Here is a 22,235-nt window from a genome sequence, read left to right as displayed (position 1 = left end):
ATGGAAGCACTATTTATTTATATCGCAAAATCGGCAGGTTTAATTACTATGTTTTATTGTGCTTACTACTTTTTACTTCGAAAAGAGACATTCTTTAACAGCAATAGATGGTTTTTACTTTTTGGTTTAATTACCTCAGTAATATTGCCTCTTATTGTGTACACAAAAGTAGTCTGGGTAAATCCTGCTTCTCTATCTGATTTGACTTTCTCACAAACCAATTTAATTGAAACCGCGTCAAATACATCCTTTACAATCAATTGGGTTTATTTGATTCTTTTTGCTTACAGCATTGGATTTATATCGCTTTTAATAAAGTTTGCCATTGATTTTTACAGTTTAAACTCGGTTTTAAAAGGGAAAAAGATTTATCAGCAGGCAGATTTCAAATTTATTGATACAAACGAAAATATTGCACCTTTCTCCTATTTTGGATATATAGTGTACAACTCATCAATGTACACGGCATCAGAATTAGAAAACATTATTGAACACGAGAAAATACACAGCGATCAAAATCATACTGTCGATGTTTTGATTTCCAGAGCTTTTTGCATGCTTTTTTGGTTCAATCCTATAATATGGCTTTATAGAAAAGCAATTATTCAAAATTTGGAATTTATTGCAGATAAAGAAGCTGCTAAAAAATTAGAAGATAAAAAAGCGTATCAGTATACACTTTTAAAAATAACAACACATGAAAATTGTGTTGCCATTACCAATCATTTTTTTCAATCATTAATCAAAAAACGAATAGTTATGTTAAACAAAAATCAATCTAAAAAGAGAAATTCATGGAAGTACTATGCGGTAATTCCTGCTCTTGCAGCTTTTGTTTTATTATTTCAAATTGAAGTAATCGCAAAAGAAAAACAGCAGACTGTAAAGGAAGTATCTGGAGAAATTAAATCTGTGGATGTTTACAAAATCAAGAAAAACTCAACAGATGCAAATTTGAATGAAATTAAGGAGAAACTAAAAAAACTCCATAATGTAGATTTTGAAGTTTCTGAAATAAAAAGAAATTCCAACAGTGATTTGACTTCTCTTAAAGTTAATATCAAAAACGGAAAACAGACAGCGCAGTCAATTCAAACTGGAGAAAATAGCCCTATTAAAGATTTTGCAGTTATTGTAACGACCAATAAAGACGACAGCAAAAGCGTAGGCATTCAGACTTATGACGAAATAAAAAATTCTAAAACTGACGGCGAACCTAAAGTTACAGTCAGCAAAAAACTTCAAACCAAAACAGAAACCAATGGAAGCAATAATTCTAATGTTAATGCAAAAACTAACACTAATACTAACACAAATACTAGCACTACTGTAATAGTAAATTCTGATAATGACACCAAAGTAATTACAACTACAAAAGGTTCAACAGCTTCTTTTTCAAACGGAACAAAAGTAAGCATCAATGAAACTGAGAAACTTATAGTTGTTGATGGAAATGAAATGCCAAGCGGTTTTGACTATAATGATATTAATTCAAAAGACATTAAATCTGTAAATGTTTACACTGGAACCAATGCAGTATCTAAATATGGTGAAAAAGGTGCTAATGGCGTAATCGAAATTGAAACCCGAAAATAAAAGCCTTTAACTTTTAACAACCAAAAAATGCAAAAACTAACCAACAAAGAAGAAGAAATAATGCATATTTTATGGAAGCTCAAAAAAGCTTTTGTAAAAGAGATTCAGGCAGAAATTACCGAAGATCAGCCGCATTATAACACACTTTCGACAATTGTGCGTAATCTCGAAGAAAAAGGTTTTGTTTCGCATAATGCCTTTGGGAATACACATCAATATTATCCCATTGTAACCTTAGAGGCATACAGTAAAAAATACATGAATACTGCAATTGATAATTATTTCAATAGTTCGTATAAAAATATGGTTTCATTTTTTGCTAAAGAAGAAAAAATTTCGGCAGATGAATTGCGGGAAATTCTGGCTATGATCGAAAACCCTAAAGAAGAAAAATAATCATTATGGAAGCACTTTTTATTTTTATAGTTAAATCGAGCAGTTTAATCGCATTATTTTACTTTGCTTATTTCTTTCTGCTTCGAAAAGAAACTTTCTTTAATAGCAGCAGATGGTTTTTACTTGCCGGTTTAGTTACTTCGGTTGTACTGCCTTTAGTAGTTTATACAAAAGTTGTCTGGATTGATCCGGTTCCGGTTCCTGTTTCATATACACCCGCTGCGAATTTTCAATATGTTTCAAATTTTCATCCGCAAATTGCCGAAAAAGAATCTTTTGAGATAAACTGGAATCTGGTTTCTCTGGTAATTTACGGTATTGGATTTACTGCATTTATGATAAAATTTGGGATCGATTTTTACAGCTTAAATTCTGTTTTAAAAGGCAGAAAAATAGAACAGCAAGCCGATTTCAAATTTGTAGATGTGAATGAAAACATTGCTCCTTTCTCCTATTTTGATTATATCGTGTACAACTCATCAATGTACAGCGAAAAAGAATTAGAAAGCATTTTGGAACATGAGAAAGTGCACAGCGATCAGCATCATACTATTGATGTAATAATTTCAAGAATCTTCTGTATTTTATTCTGGTTCAACCCAATAATCTGGTTGTACAAGAAAGCTATCCTTCAAAACTTAGAGTTCATCGCCGATAGTGAAGCCGCTAAAAAAATATCAGACAAAAAAGCATACCAATACACACTTTTAAAAATCACAACACATGAAACTTGTGTTGCAATCACCAATCATTTTTATCAATCATTAATCAAAAAACGAATTGTCATGTTAAACAAAAATCAATCAAAAAAATGGAATTACTGGAAATATTATGCTGTACTGCCTGTACTTGCATTATTTGTGCTATCATTCCAAATTAAAACAATCGCACAAGAGAAAAAAGAACTTCGCGAAAAAGCGACGCTGACTTCTAAAAACCAAGATCCGGAAGTTCTAAAAATCACAAAATCAACTACAGATCAAGAGCTTAAAGATTTGACGGCAAAACTAAAAACCGATCATAACATTAATCTTGAAATTTCGAATATCAAACGAAATAAAAATAATGAGCTTACAAGTATTAAGATCAGAGTCGTAAAAGAGAACGGTAAAGTACAGATTATCGAAATGAACAGTACAGAAGCTTTAAAAGACTGTTCTGTTGTAATTAATACAGATGAAAATGGTTCAAAAAGCGTTAGTTTAGTTACTGCAGACCAAATTGAGCATCCTATCGTAATTAAAAGAGAGGTTGCAGTAAGAGATACTAATGATTCAGATGATGAGAATGACGATGATGCTATTGCTCCCATAGCTCCTATCGCGCCTGTTGCTCCAGCTTTTCCTGCAGGATTAATTCCGCCTTCTCCGGTAGATATGTCGAAAATGCCAAAAGCGCCAATTGCTCCAAAAAACATTAATGACAAAGCAGCCTGGAGTAAATTTGAAAAAGATATGGCTGAATTTGAGAAAAAAATGAAGGTTATTGAACCACAGCTTACTGCATACGGAGACCAAATTGAAGCTATTATGGCAGAAAGAGGAGCTATCTACGAAAAACAAATGGCTAAATATGAAGTTGCTATGCAAAAATTCAGTTCTGACATGGAAAAATACAGCAGAGATGTAGAAATTAGATATGGTGCAGATTCTAAAGATTACGAAAAAAACATGAAGCAGTATGAAAAAGACATGAAGCAATATGAATTGGACATGAAACAACATGAAAAAGATATGAAGCAGCATGCCAAAGACATGAAACAACATGAGAAGGATATGAAGGAATGGGAAAAAGAAAACAGAAAATCTTAATTTTTACTTCTAAACTTCATAAATGAAAAAAATATTTAATGGTTTCTTATTTCTGTTTGTTATAAATTTTAGCTTCGGCCAGAACACAAATAACAAATTAACAGAACAAAAAATAGACAGTTACATAAAAGACGTAATTGAAGTAAATGAAATTCCCGGTGCTGCACTCGCCGTAATAAAAAACGGAAAAGTCATTTATGAAAAGTATTTTGGAAAAGCTTCTCTGGAAGATAATAAAGCAGTGGATAAAAACACTGCTTTTAAAATTTTCTCTACAACCAAACTAATCACAAATGTTGGTGTATTTCAGCTTATAGACAAAGGAAAACTTTCTTTAGAAGATCCTATTTCAAAATATTTAGAAAATCTTCCTAAAGAATGGCAGGATATAAAAATTAAAAATCTGCTGACACATTCTTCGGGCCTGCCTGATTTCGTTAAGTTTGATGATATTTCCATTTCAATTCCCTATTCTGAAAAACTTGCTATTTTATCAAAAAAGCCAATGGAGTTTGCAACCGGAAATGAATATCGCTACAATCAGACTAACTATTTGTTTCTTGCTAAAATTATTGAAAAAATTACGGGACAGACTTTTGAAGATTATATCTTACAAAATCAATTTCCATCAATACAATCTGGTGTTTATTTTTCATCAAACTTTGGCGAAGCACATCCTAACAGCGCTTTTAGGTATGTTAACTATAATTATGAAACGAAAAAATATACTAAGAGTACAACAAACAGCGGTTTTGATGCTCACTCGTCTAATGGGCTGAATATTACATTGCAGAATTTCATAAAATGGAATAAAAATCTGGATAATGATATTTTTCTTAAAAAGGAAACCAAATATTCTATGTGGAAACCTTTTTCTTATGGCAATCAAACAGATCATTTTGGGTACGGATGGGAAATTACTCCTTTGAACAAAATTTTATCTTACGGATTCAGCGGCGGTAACGAAACAGCTTTTAGAAAGTTCGTCAATAATGATCTGACTATCATATTTTTATCTAACGGACACAAATATTCTAATTTGTACATTCACAGCCAGGTAATTAATCACGTAGCTTCAATCGCAGATCCAAGTCTTACTGATGAATATTTATTAGCTGATGAAAAATTAACTCAGGATTTTTTAAAACTTGATATTGATAAATCAACTCAAAACTATTTCAATTTGAAAAAAGTTCATCCTGAATGGGATTTTGAATATCGCTTAAATGCTATTGGTTATACTTTAATGAATTACGGCAGAATTAATGACGCAATAAAAGTTTTTGAAATAAATACAAAAGAAAATCCAAAATCAGGAAATGCATTTGATAGTCTTGCTGAAGGATTCTTTAATAACAATCAGCTTGAAATTTCGAAAGAAAACTATAAAAAAGCATTAGAATTAAATCCAGACAATACTAACGCCAAAGAAATGCTGGATAAAATCAAAAAGATTACAGAAAAGAAATCGTAAAAGAGCTCTTCTTAAACCACAAAAAAGACTTTGCCAGCTGCAAAGTCTTTTTTTATATCTTTGAAAAAACAAATCTGCTATGTATAAATTTTTAGCCAAATTAAATAAAATTCTGCTGCCTAGTTTTACAAAACAAGGACTGGACATTTCAAAAGCAAAGAAATGGCAGATGGCGATAATTGGTTATCGCGCCTTTGTTACCAAACGAGCTTTGGGCAATTAAATCAAATATATCTTTTGTTTAACAGAAATGGTTCACTCATATTTCTGTATTCCCTTTTATGAAAAATAAAGAAATTAAACTCCCTCCTGTTCCGGCTGTATTATTAGCTATTATTAGTGTGCAGTGCGGCGCTGCAATTGCTAAAACACTTTTTCCGGCAATTGGAGCAGCAGGAACTGCTTCTATACGTATTGGTGTTTCGGCGCTGATTTTATTATTGGCTTACAGACCTAATTTGAAAACCATAACGCCTGATCAATGGAAAATTGTAATTCCGTACGGTTTGTCTTTAGGAGCAATGAATTTGATTTTTTATTTTGCTATCGAAAGAATTCCTATTGGCTTAGCCGTTACTTTAGAATTCGTTGGTCCTTTGCTGCTAGCCATTGCAGGTTCAAAACGTTTAGTCGACTATTGCTGGGTTGTATTGGCGGCAATTGGTATTTTACTAATTGCACCCTGGACAAATGACCGCTTAGATCCTTTGGGAATTTTATGCGCACTTTTAGCCGGGGCATTTTGGGCAGCTTATATTGTTTTGGGCGGAAAAATTTCAAAAATAATGAACGATGGTCATGCAGTGTCAACCGGAATGTTGTTTGCTGCTATTTTAGTATTGCCTTTTGGTTTCATTGAAAACGGATTAACCAATCTTACGCCAAAACTTTTCGGAATGGGTGTCGCATTGGCTCTTTTATCCAGTGCTATTCCGTTTACATTAGAAATGAAAGCATTAGGACAGCTTCCTCCGCGTACTTTTAGTATTTTAATGAGTTTAGAACCAGCAGCAGCATCTATATGTGCTTTTATTTTCCTGCAGGAAAGTCTTAGTTTTTATGAAATTTTAGCTGTTGTTTGTGTTGTAACTGCTTCTGCCGGAAGTACTTTAACAGCCAAAAAATAAAAAAGTCCTGCTTTATAAGCAGGACTTTTTCAATATAGGTATTCTGTTTTGGAGATCTTATTATTTTTTTGGTAATAATACTGCATCAACTACATGAATAACACCATTTGACTGATTCACATCTGCAATTGTTACTTTAGATTTATTACCATTTTCATCTGTAATATATAAATCTTTTCCTTTCATCCACGCTGTAAGAGTACCACCGCTAACCGTTTTTAGAGTTGCTTTTCCTTTTCCTTCTTTTATTGCTTTTGCAATATCAGATGCGTTCATTTTTCCTGCAACAACATGATAGGTCAAGATCGTTTGAAGTGTTTTTTTGTTTTCAGGTTTTAATAATGATTCTACAGTTCCTTTTGGTAATTTATCAAAAGCAGCATTAGTTGGAGCAAAAACAGTAAATGGTCCTGCACCTTGAAGTGTTTCTACTAACCCGGCAGCTTTTACAGCAGCGACAAGTGTAGTGTGGTCTTTAGAATTAACGGCATTTTCAATTATATTTTTATTTGGATACATAGCTGCTCCTCCAACCATTACTGATTTTTGAGCATTTGATGTAAATGCAAATCCTAAAGCTAAAACTGCCACTGCTAAAAATTTTCTAGTTTTCATAATAAATGTTTTTAAGTTATAAGCTCATTTACGGGGATAAAGTTGTTTTGGTTTTATTAAATTTTCAAAAAAGTTTAATAAATATTAAAAGATCATCAAATAACACTGTAAAACAAAGACTTAACTCTCAAATTATTTTTTAATTATTTTTAAATTTGATCATGTCGATATGTTAAATTTATTTTTAACTTTAGTAAATAAATTCATTATTTTATGAAAAATCTACCTAAAAAAATAAGAAGCAAAAAATTAAGTTCCAGAGTTGATTTAACCGCAATGGTCAGCGTTTCTTTTTTGCTGATTATATTTTTTATGGTTGTTGGGGAATTATCGAAACCAAAAATAATTGACATTGATTTTCCCGATCATGGATGTTGTGACTGCAAACCTCGAATTATAGAAGGTGAAAATAGATCTATAACTTTAATATTAGGAGGAAACAATAAGTTAATCTATTATGTTGGACTTTTAAGTTCACCAATAATTTCTCCAAAAGAAATAAAATATGGAAAAGATGGAGTTCGTAAAGAATTATTAAAAAGAAAAAATAGTATACTTAAATATACTTCTAAAACAATAAAGCCAGATGATCTTGTTGTAATTATAAAGCCTGCTAAAAAATCGAATTATAAAAATTTGGTAGATATTTTAGATGAAATGGCTATTGCAGAAATAAGTACTTATGCTATTATACCAGAATTTACACCCGAAGAATCTAAATTATTAGCTTCAAAATAATTCCTTTACTTAAACTAGAATCTATGAAAAATCTACCACAAAAAATCAGAAGCAAAAAATTAAGTTCTAGAGTTGATTTAACCGCAATGGTCAGCGTTTCATTTATGCTGATTATATTTTTTATGGTTATTGGAGAATTGAAAAAACCTAAGGTTATGGATTTAAGTTTACCAGATTATGATGCATACACTTGTGGATGGCGTGGCGGCTGTCATATGGGCATCGACAATCGCGTAATTACAATTATACTTGATGATAATAATAAAATAATAACTTATTCTGGATTATTTGGTTATTCAGAATATCTTCCAAAAACAATCGAATTTGGAAAAAATGGAATACGTAAAGAACTAGAAAAAAGAAGAAAAAACATTATTGAATACTCTGCTTCAGTAGGAAAACCTAAAAATGGACCTATCGTGATTATAAAGCCAAGTAAAAAGTCTAATTTTAAAAATTTAGTAGATATTTTAGATGAAATGGCTATTACAAAAATAGACACTTATGCTATCGTAAATGATTTTACTCCAGAAGAAGAAAAACTATTAGCTTCAAAATAGAAAAAAATCATTTTCAAAAGGATTCTCGACTCCGCTCGAACTGACAAACGAAACAAACCTGAAACCTAAAATACAAAAAAAGTCCCACATTGCTGTGGGACTTTCTATTTATAAAAAATCTAAGAATTATTTTTTCTCAGTTTTTTCCATTTTAGCTTTTAAAGCAGCTAATACATCATTGTTGTCACCTAAAGTCGCAGCTGGTGCGTTTGTAGATGCAGATGCAGTAGTTTCAGCAGCAGCTTTCACGTTTTTCTCTTCTTCTTCTCTGAAGATAGCAGTGTGAGAAGCAACTACTCTTTTGAATTCTTTGTTGAATTCAATTACTTTGAAATCAGCTGTATCACCTTTTTTCAATTTCTTTCCGTCTTCTTTTTCAAGGTGACGAGTAGGAATGAAAGCAACGATATCATCTCCGAATTCTACAGTAGCTCCTTTGTCAACGATTTCAGAAATCTCACCGTTGTGGATAGTTCCTACAGCGAAAGAATCTTCGTATTGATCCCAAGGATTAGCAGTAGTTTGTTTGTGACCTAAAGATAATTTACGTCCTTCAACATCTAACTCTAATACAACAACATCAAGTTTTTCACCAACGTTTACAAACTCAGATGGGTGTTTAATTTTCTTAGTCCAAGATAAGTCAGAGATGTAGATTAATCCATCAATTCCTTCTTCTAATTCTACGAAAATACCAAAGTTTGTAAAGTTTCTAACGATACCTGTATGTTTAGAACCTACTGGGTATTTAGAAGTAATGTCAGTCCATGGATCTTGAGTTAATTGTTTGATACCTAATGACATCTTACGATCTTCTCTGTCTAGAGTTAAGATAACTGCTTCAACAACATCTCCAACTTTCACGAAGTCCTGAGCAGAACGTAAGTGAGTTGACCATGACATTTCAGAAACGTGGATTAAACCTTCAACACCTTCAGCAACTTCGATAAATGCACCGTAATCAGCGATTACAACTACTTTACCTTTAACTTTGTCACCAACAGTTAAGTTAGCATCTAAAGCATCCCATGGGTGAGCGTTTAATTGTTTCAATCCTAATTGAATTCTTGTTTTCTCATCATCGAAATCAAGGATTACAACGTTTAATTTTTGGTCTAATTCAAGAACTTCACTTGGGTGGTTGATTCTACTCCAAGAAAGGTCAGTAATGTGAATTAATCCGTCAACACCACCTAAGTCAATGAAGACACCATAAGAAGTAATGTTTTTAACAACACCTTCTAATACTTGTCCTTTTTGTAATTGACCGATGATCTCTTTTTTCTGTACTTCAATATCAGCCTCAATAAGAGCTTTATGAGATACAACTACGTTTTTGAATTCGTGGTTGATTTTTACCACTTTGAATTCCATCATTTTGTTTACATATACATCGTAGTCTCTAATTGGCTTAACGTCAATTTGAGATCCAGGTAAGAACGCTTCGATACCGAATACGTCAACAATCATACCTCCTTTAGTTCTGCATTTAACAAAACCGTTAACGATTTCTCCAGTTTCATTAGCTGCAATAACTCTATCCCAAGATTTGATAGTACGTGCTTTTCTGTGAGATAATACTAATTGACCTGTTTTATCCTCACGGATGTCGATTAATACTTCTACTTTGTCACCTACTTTTAAATTTGGGTTGTAACGAAATTCGTTTAAAGAAATAACACCTTCAGATTTAGCATTGATATCAACGATTACGTCTCTATCTGTAATTCTAACAACAACTCCTTCAACTACTTCTTCTTGATCTGTAGCGATGAAAGTTTTTGATACTAGTTCTTCAAACTCTTGTAAGTTTTTTTCATCTACTGCATCGATTCCTTCTTGGAAGTTGTGCCAGTTAAAATTTGCTAAAAACTCTTCTTGTGATTTTGTTTGTTCAGACATGCTGATAAAAAAATTTGTATTCTGTTTTTCTCGAGTTTCTCTATGCGATAGAAAATACAGAAGTTGTTTTACATAAATGGTTGATACCTAAAGGAAACTCTTCTCTGCCAAAAGGTCTGCAAAATTACTACAAATATTTGGACTTACAAAATAAATTCAGATTGATTATCAATCATTTGTTTAAGAAGCAGAATGTTTTGTCTCTTTAATAACGTTTAGTCCCGCTTTCACTCCTATCTTTTATGGTGAACCCTACCATACAAGGATATCCGCTCTATCGGGGCTAGATTAAATCCTTTTGTCTTTCATAACTACTACAGAGGGCCTCATGTATTAATATTAAAAGAAAACAAAAAGCATTACAAACACTGTAATTATAATAACAAGTGCCGTTATAAAAAGAGCTGAATTAATATCTTCTTTTCTTTTTTCATATTCTACGGCAAAAGTATCAGGATTTATATAATACACACTAAAAGCTTTAGGATGAATTCTTAAGTCGGGTCTAAAGTGCGATACTCCTAACAACAAACCTCTTACTAATTCAAGTTTGTTTGAATAAAGCATACTAAAAATATGATTCCCGGAAAATGTTTCTTTGTGAGCTTCTATATTTCCGTTTTCCGAAACGAACCAGAAAAACGCTTCGTGACTATATTTGCCGCTTCCTACCATTTTTGCAAAAACATCATATTGTAAAAGATCTGAATCAGATGAGGAATTTATTCCTGTTATTTTTCCTCTAAAATTGTCGCTCTTTTCAAAACTATTCCATGATATTGTATTTTCAATTTTATGATTAAATCTATTTACATAATGAATACCGCGATTATCAATAATCGTAGTGGTATGCTTCATCGTTTTTCTTAAGTAAATGACTTGAAGAATTATTGGAAGAATCAATAAAATGCATATGTAAATCATATTTTGTTCAAAAGGCAGAAAAAACAAAATAAAAAAGAAAACCCCTAAAACCAATAGAAAAGAAATCAACATTAGAAAACCTAAACCATAATTTTTGATTTTAGACGGACTAGAAGTTACTGAATGAAATGGAGGAAGATTTTTTGTTTGGCTGTTCATAGTCATTAAAAAAACACTAAAATATTGAAAAAATTGTAATCCTAAAAAACTGTTTACTGTTTAGAAAACCAAAAAATATATAATTGTAAAAATCAAGGCGCAAACTAATCCTGCTATAATTCCAATTTTTCTGCGTTGATTATAATCAATTGTATAACTTTCCATATCAATATAATGATTACTAAAAATTTCCGGATTTACAGTAATATCTGGTCTGTAATGCGCCAATCCAAGTAAAAAAGTTCTAATCAATTCTAATCGATTAGCATAGAGCATTGCAAAAAAATGTTTACCTAAAAACATTTCACTATGAACTTCTATTTTATTATTTATTAAAACCGGCCAGAAAAACTGGTCAAAAAAAGATTTTGATTGTCGAACATAAGAAACATCAAATTTTGGAGGTTCTAATATATAGGTGACTTTTTCTCTTTTTGCAAAATTACTCCAGCGAATTTCTTTTCTAACTTTGTTATTGAATGCATTCAAATAGCGAATTCCTTTTTCGTCAATTATAATTGATGTATACATCTTTTTTCTAGAATATATCATCAATCCTATTATCGCTAGAATAATTAGAGAAAAGACACAGAATAAGGCCAAAGTTCCTTTTTCATCCAGTCCGGTTTCTTCACGAGAATTTATTGATAAAAAAACGATTCCTCCTAAAAAGAAAAGCGCAAAGAATACCCAAAACAAACCAAAAACTGCATTTAAAAAAAACATTGGTTTTGAATTAACTGGCCTAAAAGGCGGAAGTATTTTTTTTTGCTGATACTGCATATTAAAAATTAAGAATATTATTTCAAATATACACATAAAGAAAAAAATCCCGTTTTCAATAAATCGAAAACGGGATTTTTTATAGGTCTAAAATATTAATGACTTAAATTTTCTATCTCTTTTGGGTCATGTTTGTGCTTAAACAAAACAGCAAAAGCAATTGCAATTACTAAAGCATAAATTGCAAACGAAAGCCAGATTGTATGCCAGTCTTTCATTAAAACCGGGTTTGAAAAAGCACCATCAGCAGAAATTGAATTTCCCTGACTTTTTACAAATTCAGCCATTTTTTGGTTAGAAGCATCTGTTTGTAAAAAACCTGCCAATTCTACGGTAGTATTAAACGATTTTGTAAAGAATCGATCGATTGCCCATCCAGAAGTCAAACTTCCTAAAACTGCTCCTACTCCATTGGTCATCATCATAAATAAACCTTGTGCAGAAGAACGAATTTTAGAATCTGTATTACTTTCTACGAATAATGAACCCGAAATATTAAAGAAATCAAATGCCATTCCGTATACAATACAAGAAAGAATAATCATCCATAAACCATTTACAGGATCTCCAAAAGCAAATAATCCGAAACGTAAAACCCAAGCCAGCATACTGATAAGCATAACTTGTTTGATTCCAAAACGTCTTAAGAAAAATGGAATCGCCAAAATAAATAACGTTTCAGAGACTTGTGAAATCGACATAATAATAGTCGAATATTGAATTACGAAAGAATCTGCATATTTTGGAAAATGTTTAAATTCATCTAAAAATACATCACCATAAGCATTTGTTAATTGTAAAGCTCCTCCTAAAAACATAGAGAAAACAAAAAACAAAGCCATTTTGTAGTTCGCAAATAATTTAAACGATTCTAAACCAAAAGTTTCTATCCACGAAGCATTTTCTTTTATCAAACGCTGCGGCTCACATTTTGGTAATGTAAAAGCGTAAATTCCTAAAATTAAAGCACCAACTCCAGCTATATAAAACTGATATTCAGTTGCTTTACTACCGCTTAGATTCGTAATCCACATTGCTACAATAAAACCAATAGTTCCCCAAACACGAATTGGCGGAAAATCTTTTACGATATTTTTATTGTTTAATTTTAGCGAAGTGTATGAAATAGAGTTACTTAAAGCAATTGTAGGCATATAGCAGCACATTGCCAAAAGCATTACAAGAATAAAATTATCAGGAGTTACAACTTGTGCAATTCCAAATAAAACTGCTGCGTAAACGATATGTAAAATTCCATATAATTTTTCAGCGTTAACCCATCTGTCGGCAATAATTCCGGTTAATGTAGGCATGAATAAAGAAGCAATTCCCATGGTTCCAAATACTAAACCAAATTGTGTTCCTTCCCAATTTTTGGTTCCAAACCAATAATTTCCAATTGTGATAAGCCAGGCTCCCCAAACAAAAAATTGAAGAAAGCTCATAAAGATTAACCTGTTTTTAATTCCCATATAATGAAATTGTCTTTTTAGTAAAAATGAAGTCGTAAAACTACCATTAAAAATAATATCTACAAAAAATTAATCTATTTTAACAACATCGTTTACTAATTCTAAAACTGCAGCAAATTGCTCTTCTTTATTTAAGTAAGAATTATCAATCTCAATAGCATCATCAGCAATTACCAAAGGAGAATCTTCGCGGTGCGTATCGATGTAATCTCTTTCTACTACATTTTTTAAAACATCTTCATAAGAAACATTATCGCCTTTTTGCTGTAATTCATCAAAGCGTCTTTGAGCTCGGGTTTCTGCACTGGCAGTCATAAAAATTTTAAGTTCGGCATTAGGAAAAACTACGGTTCCAATATCACGGCCGTCCATAACAATTGCTTTATTGGTTCCCATTTCCTGTTGCTGTTCAACTAATTTTGAACGAACTTGAGAAACTTCGGCAACTTTGCTTACAAAATTCGAAACTTCAATAGTTCTAATTTGTTTTTCAACATTCTCGCCGTTTAAGTACATTTCTGCAAAACCTAAATCACTATTAAATTTAAACTCTAATTGAATTTTTGGCAAGGCTTCTATCAAGGCTTCTTTATTAAAAAAATCTGCTCCAATAAACTTATTCTGCATGGCAAAATAAGCCACTGCACGATACATAGCTCCAGTATCTACATACACATATTCCAGTTCTTTTGCCAGCTGTTTCGCTAATGTACTTTTTCCGGTAGATGAAAAACCGTCAATAGCAATGGTAATTTTTTTCAATTGTTTATTTTTAAATTTTTATTCTTAATTCATTCTTTTTTGCGGAAACAAAATAAAACTATTGCAAATGTAGCCATCTTTCTTTTTAAATCGAATACTCAATAATATTAAACTTTTTCTTATACAGAACTGCTCAAAAATGCATTCATTAAAAAATCCTTTTACAGCCGTATTATACGATCACAAAAGGATATATTATTATTGAAAAGTGTTGTTATTGAAGGTTTAAAACCAACCCAAAAAGACTTGTATTTGCTGCTAATGTATATCTTGAATACGAATAGTTAAATTTTAACTTATTCATTCGTAAACCAAACCCTAGTGAAACTCCTGAAAAATTACGCTGTTCTTCAACACGTAATTCTTCTCCTCTTCTAAAATTATATCCTAAACGCACATTAAAAGCTCTTTGCGGAAAAAGCTCGACACCAAATACAACATGTCTCAAAGCATTATTTACAAATGAAACTTTTTCAGCATTTGTTGTTCCGTCTATATTGGTCTCGCCGCGCACAGGATTTGAAAAAGCGATATTCCATTGCTGTAAATTCTCTAAAGTAAGATGCCAGCGAAGAGGAATATGTTCTAATTCCTGAGAAATTCCGGCAGTAATTTCAAAAGGCAGATTTTCTTTTATTCCAGAATAGGTTTTAAATTGTGTGCCTATATTTCTAAATACAAGCGCATAATTTATATCGTTTCTTTCGTCTATATATAAAAATCCTAAATCTAAGGCGCCGCCAATCGAATTATAACTTTCCAGAGTAGAGGTTATCAATTTACCATTTACACCTATATGCAGATCTGTAAAAGGAACATTATAAGCATAACCAACTGATAATGCACCTTCACTTCCTGTAAAATCAGATGTTCTTTGACCGTTTTCATCATAACCTTCAAAAGATCCGTAATTAATATAATTCACTCCTGCATAAAAAGTCTGCAAGTGACGATCGTAAGTATAAGCATAAGAACCCGTTCCGTAAGAAGCTTCGCCGTAATAATTTCCATAATTTAACGCCAAATGATTGTCCATATCTGCGTTTAAGGCCGCTGGATTTGACATAGCCTGATTGACATCTTCATCATAAATGGTAATTATTTTACCGCCCAGTGCGGCCTGACGAGGATTGGTTGTCAGGTTAAGAAATTGATAAGTGTAACGCCCTCCAATCTGCCCGAAAGAAACCGAACAAATTAGTATCATTAAAAATAAAACATAGTGTTTTAACATTCGTTTTGGGCGTTCCTATATATGGAATAACGCAGATGCAAATATAAAATTATATACCTCAAAAAATGAGATACAATAAAAAAAATCCAAACTCCAATACAACAACTGGAATTTGGATTTTTATAGTTTTAAAATTAACAGAAGTTTATTTTAATGTCTTAGCATTTTTTACATTTTGGTCAGTCAAAGCTATTGTTAAAACTTCGCTCATTTCTTTTACATAATGAAAAGTAAGACCTTCTAAGTATTCTTCTTTAATTTCATCTATGTCGCTTTTATTTTCGTGACAAAGAATAATTTCTTTAATACCTGCTCTTTTCGCTGCAAGAATTTTTTCTTTAATTCCACCAACAGGCAAAACTTTTCCGCGTAACGTAATTTCTCCTGTCATAGCAAGGCTTTTCTTTACTTTCTTTTGTGTTAATAATGACACTAAAGAAGTAAGCATTGCAATACCAGCACTTGGTCCGTCTTTTGGAGTAGCTCCTTCCGGAACATGCAGGTGAATATTGTATTTTTGGAACAACTCAATTGCTAGTCCAAGTTTTTTAGCATTAGCTTTAATATACTCAAGAGCAATTGTAGCCGATTCTTTCATTACATTTCCAAGGTTTCCGGTAATCGTCAACGCTCCTTTTCCTTCAGAAATTAATGATTCAATAAATAAAATATCTCCGCCTACACTCGTCCATGCTAAACCAGTTACAACACCGGCAACATCGTTATTTTCGTATTTATCGCGTTCTAATCTTGGAACACCTAATACTTTTACGATATCTTCGTCAGTAACTTTTTTATTGTACTCCTCTTCCATCGCTACTGCTTTTGCAGCATTACGAATTACCTGAGCAATTTTTGTTTCTAAATTACGTACTCCAGATTCTCTTGTATAACCTTCAACGATTTTTTCTAATTGTTTTTTACCAATAGTTAAATCTTTAGAAGTTAAACCATGAGCTTCTAATTGTTTTGGAAAAAGGTGTCTTTTTGCAATTTCTACTTTTTCTTCAATTGTATAACCTGACATTTTGATGACTTCCATTCTGTCACGTAATGCCGGCTGAATTGCTGCCATATTATTTGAAGTCGCAATAAACATTACTTTAGATAAATCGTATCCCATTTCAAGGAAATTATCATAAAAAGCATTGTTTTGCTCCGGATCTAAAACTTCTAACAAGGCAGATGAAGGATCGCCGCTGTTGCCGCTTGATAATTTATCAATCTCATCCAGAATAAATACCGGGTTTGATGTTCCTGCTTTTTTCAGACTTTGTATAATTCGTCCGGGCATTGCGCCAATGTAGGTTTTTCTATGACCGCGGATTTCCGCTTCGTCACGTAAACCACCTAAAGAAATACGAACATATTCACGTCCTAAAGCTTCTGCTACAGAACGGCCAATAGACGTTTTACCAACTCCTGGAGGCCCTGTTAAACATATAATTGGCGATTTCATATCATTTCGCAATTTTAAAACTGCCAAATGTTCAATCATTCTTTTCTTTACTTCGTCAAGTCCAAAGTGGTCTTTATCTAAAACTTTTTGAGCATGTTTTAAATCGAATTTATCTTTTGAGTATTCTCCCCAAGGTAATTCTAAAAACAACTCTAAATAGTTGCGCTGAATTCCAAAATCCGGCGACTGGGGATTCATACGGCGCATTTTAGATAATTCTTTTTCGAAATGTTTCTGCGTTTTTTCGTCCCATTTTTTGGTTTTCGCTTTCTGCCCCATTTCGTCCATTTCTTCTTCCTGCGAAACGCCTCCCAATTCTTCCTGAATGGTTTTCATTTGCTGGTGAAGGAAATATTCTCTTTGCTGCTGATCTAAATCAAAACGAACTTTTGACTGAATGTCATTCTTCAATTCTAATTTTTGAAGTTCAACATTCATGTAACGCAATGTTTCTAAAGCACGTTCTTTTAAGCCATTTATTGATAAAAGACCTTGTTTTTCTTTTACAGATAAATTCATGTTTGAAGAAACAAAATTGATTAAAAACGACTGGCTTTCAATGTTTTTAATTGCAAATGTTGCTTCAGACGGAATGTTTGGACTTTCTTTAATAATCTGGATTGCCAATTCTTTTACAGAATCTAAAATTGCTGTAAACTCGCTGTCATTTTCATCCGGACGTTCTTCTGATACTTCTTTAATAGAAGCTGTCATATATGGTTCTTCAGAAACTACTTCGTCTATCTCAAAACGTTTTTTTCCTTGTAAAATAACGGTTACGTTTCCGTCAGGCATTTTTAAAACACGTAAAATGCGTGCTACAGTACCTATTTTATGAATATCATCTTTTGACGGGTCTTCGTCTTCTTCATTAATCTGAGAAACTACACCAATAATTTTTCCGCCCGCGTTGGCATCATTAATTAATTTTATCGATTTGTCTCTTCCTGCAGAAATTGGAATTACAACTCCCGGAAATAAAACAGTATTTCTTAAAGGCAAAATTGGCAGAGAAACAGGAAGTTCTTCATTATTCATTTCCTCTTCGTCCTCTGGAGTTAATAATGGAATTAATTCTGCTTCTGAATCGAATTCTTGAAGTGACAGATTGTCAATAGTGAGTATTTTATGATTTGACATAATAATATATAAGTCGTTTTGTCATTAAAAGTTTAAAACTAACTGTAAATAAATTATGAAAAGCCTTAATTTCTATCAGGCATTGTATTTACAGGTTAGGTCGTAAAAATAGACAATCATTATGCCAAATCCAAAAATCGGCAGTTTTGAATTGTTTTAATAGTATAAAAAAAGCCGAAAGTTAATTTCGGCTTTTAAAATCTTTATTTGGAATATTCTTAATTTATTTTGTAAGAAGCTAGTTCAGAAGCTGAATCATTATAATTAAACTTAATAACCCCTACACCTTTAGCAATCCAATATTCTGCTTCGGTAGAACCGGCACTCTGTCCTTCTAATGATGTTTCAAGTTTTAGTTTAAACCTAATAACATCTTTATGAGTAACATTTTTTACAACAGTAGTTATTCCTTTTTCTAAAATTGTACCTGTGTATTTTGTTGTTGTTTTAATAGTTCCAAAACCAGTATATGTGGTTTCTTGCGTATAAGTTCCTGTCCATGTTTTATTTACATCTAAATAATCCTTAAAGAAAATAAATTCATACCCGCTTATTTTTCCAGAAAAACCATTTGCACTAACATTAATATCATCTAGTTTGATAAAGTAATCTCCCTGCACTTTTTTAATCGATGCTGATGCTGAACCTGCAACTTCACTAGAAGATGACACAAATAATTTGTCGAATTTAAAATAAGTATCGTTGTTTACTTTTTGTGAGCTGACAATTTTCATTGAGGTTTCGGTTCCATTTTGGCTGAAAACCCATTGATTACCAACTGCTGCCGGCCAATAATCTCCTTGAGAATTTTCTGGTGCCGTATCATCGCTTCCAGAATCACTTGAACATGATGTAAATAAAGTTGTTGACACAAATAATGTCATTAACATTAGGCTTTTTAGTTTTTTCATAGTTTTAGATTTGTTAATGGTATATTGTAGGTAAATTTCTAACCAAAAGTAAACCGATCATTTTGTTTTTCCTTACGGCTTGACGTAAAAGCAGAAAAAAAATAAAAAAAGTTTATTCAAACTGTAACATCTTAAAAAAAGTAAAGTCATTATAATAAACCAGCAAAAATTACTTGAGTATAACTAATCAAAATATCGAAGAATTAATCGCGCTTTGTAAAAGCAAGAATCAAAAGGCTCAATTCGAAATTTACAATCGTTATTGTAAAGCAATGTATAACGTAGCTTACAGGATTGTAAAAGACGAGCATTTTGCACAAGACGTCATGCAGGAAGGTTTTTTGAAAGCTTTTACAAAAATTAACGATTATAAACAGGAAGTCGCTTTTGGAGCATGGCTTAAAAGAATCATTATTAATTCTAGTATTGATTTTTATAAAAAGAACAATGCTTTTCAGATGGAAGACATAAACAAAACGCTTTATAAAATTGAAGAAAGCGATTCTATTTTATCTGAAAGCATCGATTTGAATTCTCTTAAAGTGAAACAAGTTTTAGATACTATTTCAGGTTTAAAGGATAATTACAGAATGGTTTTAAACCTTTTTTACATAGAAGGCTACGATCAGGAAGAAATTTGCGAAATATTAAATATTAGTTATGCTAACTGCAGAACAACTATAAGCCGCGCTAAAGAAAGTTTACGAAAAAAATTAGAAGATATTGAAATCATTACTTAAAAGCAGATTAATTACCTGCCAATAAAAAAGATAACAGCAACACTTCTAAAAATAAATTTTGGATATATGAAAAAGGAAAATGACGAATTAGATCAATTATTTAACAAGTTTGAAAATCAATGGGATATTCATGAAATGAATCCGGATCATCAAATTGATTTCTTAAACAAGTTGAACAAAACAACATCTAGAAAAAAGAATTACGCCGGCTGGGCCATTGCCGCAACCATTGCATTGCTTTTAGGGGTATCGGTGCTTTACAATAATAATGAAAAGCCAAAGCAATTCAAATTTGCTTCAAAAGAAACCAAACGTACGGATTCTATCTTTAATATTTTGATTGAAAATGAGCTGGTTAAATTAAAAGAAAAAAATTCTCCCGAAAATGAACAAATCATAAACGACGCCTTAAAGCAAATGAAAGTTTTTGACGCCGATTATGAAAAAATCTTAAAAGAGGTTCAAAAAAATGGAGAAAACAAACAAATTATTTACGCTATGATAAGCAATCTGCAAACTAGAATTTCTTTTTTACAGACCGTATTACAGCGAATTGAAGAAAACGAAAATCTAAAAAACACAACTCATGAAAAAACATTATAACATATTAATCTTATTGCTTTTGATTCCTTTTTTAGGATTCTCAAACGATGACAGTTACATCTCTAAACAAAAAACAATTAAAAAAACATACATAGTAAATTCTAATGCCGGAATTGATATAGACAACAAATACGGCAATATTACTGTCAATACGTGGGATGAAGATAAAATTGATCTGGATATTGTAATTAAAGTAAACGGCCCAAATGAAAACTGGGTAAACGAAAAACTCAACAGCATCGACGTAAATATCACGGCTCTAAAAAGCCTTGTAACAGCCGTAACTTCAATTGGTAATTCGAGTTTAAAAAGTAAAGGCAGCAACAATAGTTTTGAAATTAACTATGTAATTAAAATTCCAAAAAACGGTGGTATTAAACTGGTAAACAAGTACGGAAATATTTCTGTTCCAAACGCCGAAGCTTCAACAGATATAAACTGTAAATACGGTAAAGTCACTCTTGGAAAACTAAACGGATCGAACAATCAGGTTGAAATTGCCTATTGTCAAAACTCTAGTATTGATTATATACAATCTGGAAATATCGACGCGAGATATTCAGGCCTTAAAATTAATGATTCAGGAAATATAAATCTGGATGCAAACTATACAGATGTGAATTTAAATGATGGCCAAAACATCAAATACAACTGTAATTACGGCACATTTAAGTTTCAAAAAATTAACTCATTAAACGGTTCAGGAAATTATTTAACGGTTAATATCGGCGAAATATCCAGTAATTTATCTTTTGATACCAATTACAGCAAAATCAATATTGATAATATGAATGAAAAAGCAGGAAATGTAACCATCAATTCTGGATATACTGATGTTTCTATTGGATATGCCGCTAATTATGCTTTTGATTTTGATATTTCCGGAAGATATACCAATATCAAACATGATAATTCTTTAGACATTTCAGTTTCTGAAGTAAAAAGCAACAATAAAAGGATAAGCGGTTTCTATAAGAAAAAAGGACAAAACAAAGTCAATATTACTTCGGCTTATGGGAATATTTCACTAGCAAAAAATTAATCATCTAAAAAATCAAAACAATGAAAAAATCAATTTTACTCTTAGCACTAAGTGTATGTTTTATTACAGCAAAATCTAATGCACAAACCAAAATAAACGGAAACGGAAACGTTGTTACGCAAACCAGAACAACCGGAGACTATGACGGTGTTAGAATTGCAGGTTTCTTTGATGTTGATTTAGTTTCTGGAAAAGAAGGGAAAATTATTATTAAAGGAGAAGAAAATCTGCTTCAGGCAATTAAAGTAGAAGTTGAAGGAAACGAATTAAAAGTTTATGTTGAAAAAGGAACTCAAATTCGTACCAGTTCTGGAAAAAAAATCGAAATAACGGTTCCTTTTGAAAAAATTTCAGCGGTTACTTTATCAGGTTCAGGTGATGTTAGGACTAAAAACAAAATTAACAGCGATGCATTTTCTGCTAAGTTATCAGGATCTGGAAATTTTGATTTAGATGTTGATTCTAATAATTTTGATCTGGCTTTAAGTGGTTCAGGCGATATAGTTTTAAAAGGAAAAACAGATTCTTTTACCAGCAAAATATCGGGTTCCGGAAATGTAAATGCCTCTAATTTAAAATCAAAAACGGCAGACGTAACGGTTTCTGGTTCTGGAAATAGTGTAGTAAGCTGTGAAACAAGTTTAACAGGAAGAGTTTCCGGTTCTGGAAATATTAAATATTTAGGAAATCCAGAGAAACGCGATGTAAAAGTTTCGGGTTCTGGAAAAATTTATAAAGGTTGATTATTTAAATAAAATATCACGAATTACAAAAAAATCATCAATCA

The 22,235-nt window shown here is 31.9% G+C and carries 21 protein-coding genes; 12 read left to right on the top strand and 9 right to left on the bottom strand.

Annotation, left to right across the window (positions count from 1 at the left end; translation table 11 throughout):
• The 6 genes from ACTJIW_RS14290 to ACTJIW_RS14265 all read left to right on the top strand — a co-directional run bounded on the left by ACTJIW_RS14290 (nt 1) and on the right by ACTJIW_RS14265 (nt 6,404).
• On the top strand, nt 1–1,596 hold the full coding sequence (locus ACTJIW_RS14290; RefSeq protein ID WP_440716687.1) for a M56 family metallopeptidase: 1,596 nt from the start codon (nt 1–3) through the stop codon (nt 1,594–1,596).
• Between the two features lie 27 nt (nt 1,597–1,623).
• Nucleotides 1,624–1,992 carry a BlaI/MecI/CopY family transcriptional regulator gene (locus tag ACTJIW_RS14285; protein ID WP_073411215.1) on the top strand — a complete coding sequence of 123 codons (369 nt, stop codon included), beginning with the start codon at nt 1,624–1,626 and terminating at the stop codon, nt 1,990–1,992.
• Between the two features lie 5 nt (nt 1,993–1,997).
• Nucleotides 1,998–3,803 (top strand): M56 family metallopeptidase, encoded by a 1,806-nt coding sequence (locus ACTJIW_RS14280; RefSeq protein ID WP_440716688.1) that lies wholly within the window; start codon nt 1,998–2,000, stop codon nt 3,801–3,803.
• A gap of 22 nt (nt 3,804–3,825) precedes the next feature.
• The gene (locus tag ACTJIW_RS14275; RefSeq protein WP_121361172.1) at nt 3,826–5,277 is read left to right on the top strand and encodes a serine hydrolase domain-containing protein; all 1,452 of its coding nucleotides are present in this window, start codon (nt 3,826–3,828) and stop codon (nt 5,275–5,277) included.
• A 79-nt stretch (nt 5,278–5,356) separates the two neighbouring features.
• Entirely contained in the window at nt 5,357–5,500 is a 144-nt protein-coding gene (locus tag ACTJIW_RS14270) for a hypothetical protein (RefSeq protein WP_012024828.1), read from the top strand.
• 58 nt (nt 5,501–5,558) lie between these two features.
• Complete coding sequence (locus tag ACTJIW_RS14265; RefSeq protein ID WP_440716689.1) at nt 5,559–6,404, top strand: EamA family transporter; 846 nt, start codon at nt 5,559–5,561, stop codon at nt 6,402–6,404.
• Between the two features lie 60 nt (nt 6,405–6,464).
• Here the strand turns inward: ACTJIW_RS14265 and ACTJIW_RS14260 are convergent, their stop codons facing one another.
• Nucleotides 6,465–7,019, bottom strand: a complete 555-nt coding sequence (locus tag ACTJIW_RS14260) for a fasciclin domain-containing protein (RefSeq protein ID WP_012024826.1) — start codon at nt 7,017–7,019, stop codon at nt 6,465–6,467.
• A gap of 213 nt (nt 7,020–7,232) precedes the next feature.
• Here ACTJIW_RS14260 and ACTJIW_RS14255 point away from each other — a divergent pair, with 213 nt between their 5' ends.
• Together ACTJIW_RS14255 and ACTJIW_RS14250 are read left to right on the top strand one after the other, a co-directional pair.
• Nucleotides 7,233–7,757 carry an ExbD/TolR family protein gene (locus tag ACTJIW_RS14255; protein ID WP_440716690.1) on the top strand — a complete coding sequence of 175 codons (525 nt, stop codon included), beginning with the start codon at nt 7,233–7,235 and terminating at the stop codon, nt 7,755–7,757.
• Between the two features lie 23 nt (nt 7,758–7,780).
• On the top strand, nt 7,781–8,317 hold the full coding sequence (locus ACTJIW_RS14250; protein WP_440716691.1) for an ExbD/TolR family protein: 537 nt from the start codon (nt 7,781–7,783) through the stop codon (nt 8,315–8,317).
• A gap of 126 nt (nt 8,318–8,443) precedes the next feature.
• On the opposite strand, the gene rpsA is transcribed toward ACTJIW_RS14250, so the two are convergent.
• The 8 genes from rpsA to ACTJIW_RS14210 all read right to left on the bottom strand — a co-directional run bounded on the left by rpsA (nt 8,444) and on the right by ACTJIW_RS14210 (nt 19,063).
• On the bottom strand, nt 8,444–10,219 hold the full coding sequence (rpsA, locus tag ACTJIW_RS14245; protein ID WP_012024823.1) for a 30S ribosomal protein S1: 1,776 nt from the start codon (nt 10,217–10,219) through the stop codon (nt 8,444–8,446).
• 339 nt (nt 10,220–10,558) lie between these two features.
• The gene (locus tag ACTJIW_RS14240) at nt 10,559–11,302 is read right to left on the bottom strand and encodes a hypothetical protein (RefSeq protein WP_440716692.1); all 744 of its coding nucleotides are present in this window, start codon (nt 11,300–11,302) and stop codon (nt 10,559–10,561) included.
• Nucleotides 11,303–11,362: 60 nt separating this feature from the next.
• Entirely contained in the window at nt 11,363–12,028 is a 666-nt protein-coding gene (locus ACTJIW_RS14235; RefSeq protein ID WP_440716693.1) for a hypothetical protein, read from the bottom strand.
• 152 nt (nt 12,029–12,180) lie between these two features.
• On the bottom strand, nt 12,181–13,557 hold the full coding sequence (locus ACTJIW_RS14230) for a nucleoside permease (RefSeq protein ID WP_012024818.1): 1,377 nt from the start codon (nt 13,555–13,557) through the stop codon (nt 12,181–12,183).
• A 69-nt stretch (nt 13,558–13,626) separates the two neighbouring features.
• Nucleotides 13,627–14,319 (bottom strand): (d)CMP kinase, encoded by a 693-nt coding sequence (cmk, locus tag ACTJIW_RS14225; RefSeq protein WP_149207192.1) that lies wholly within the window; start codon nt 14,317–14,319, stop codon nt 13,627–13,629.
• 214 nt (nt 14,320–14,533) lie between these two features.
• Nucleotides 14,534–15,553, bottom strand: coding sequence for a type IX secretion system protein PorQ (gene porQ, locus ACTJIW_RS14220; protein ID WP_073411237.1), 1,020 nt, complete (start codon nt 15,551–15,553; stop codon nt 14,534–14,536).
• Between the two features lie 145 nt (nt 15,554–15,698).
• Nucleotides 15,699–18,152, bottom strand: a complete 2,454-nt coding sequence (lon, locus tag ACTJIW_RS14215; protein WP_121361164.1) for an endopeptidase La — start codon at nt 18,150–18,152, stop codon at nt 15,699–15,701.
• A 218-nt stretch (nt 18,153–18,370) separates the two neighbouring features.
• Entirely contained in the window at nt 18,371–19,063 is a 693-nt protein-coding gene (locus ACTJIW_RS14210) for a hypothetical protein (protein ID WP_274250120.1), read from the bottom strand.
• Between the two features lie 173 nt (nt 19,064–19,236).
• On the opposite strand from ACTJIW_RS14210, the gene ACTJIW_RS14205 reads away from it, so the two are divergent.
• The 4 genes from ACTJIW_RS14205 to ACTJIW_RS14190 all read left to right on the top strand — a co-directional run bounded on the left by ACTJIW_RS14205 (nt 19,237) and on the right by ACTJIW_RS14190 (nt 22,191).
• Nucleotides 19,237–19,803 carry an RNA polymerase sigma factor gene (locus ACTJIW_RS14205; RefSeq protein ID WP_149207189.1) on the top strand — a complete coding sequence of 189 codons (567 nt, stop codon included), beginning with the start codon at nt 19,237–19,239 and terminating at the stop codon, nt 19,801–19,803.
• 66 nt (nt 19,804–19,869) lie between these two features.
• Nucleotides 19,870–20,406, top strand: coding sequence for an anti-sigma factor (locus tag ACTJIW_RS14200; RefSeq protein ID WP_149207188.1), 537 nt, complete (start codon nt 19,870–19,872; stop codon nt 20,404–20,406).
• Entirely contained in the window at nt 20,390–21,448 is a 1,059-nt protein-coding gene (locus ACTJIW_RS14195; RefSeq protein WP_073411241.1) for a hypothetical protein, read from the top strand. Before ACTJIW_RS14200 ends, ACTJIW_RS14195 begins: the two co-directional genes overlap by 17 nt.
• Nucleotides 21,449–21,468: 20 nt before the next feature.
• The gene (locus tag ACTJIW_RS14190) at nt 21,469–22,191 is read left to right on the top strand and encodes a head GIN domain-containing protein (RefSeq protein WP_012024810.1); all 723 of its coding nucleotides are present in this window, start codon (nt 21,469–21,471) and stop codon (nt 22,189–22,191) included.
• Nucleotides 22,192–22,235 lie beyond the last annotated feature (44 nt).

Origin of the sequence: Flavobacterium sp. 22659, from assembly GCF_052044235.1 — a bacterium.
In the GTDB taxonomy this organism is placed as follows: Bacteria; Bacteroidota; Bacteroidia; order Flavobacteriales; family Flavobacteriaceae; genus Flavobacterium; species Flavobacterium johnsoniae.
Note: the sequence above shows the minus strand (reverse complement) of the source record. Positions and strands in the feature narration are given on the sequence as shown.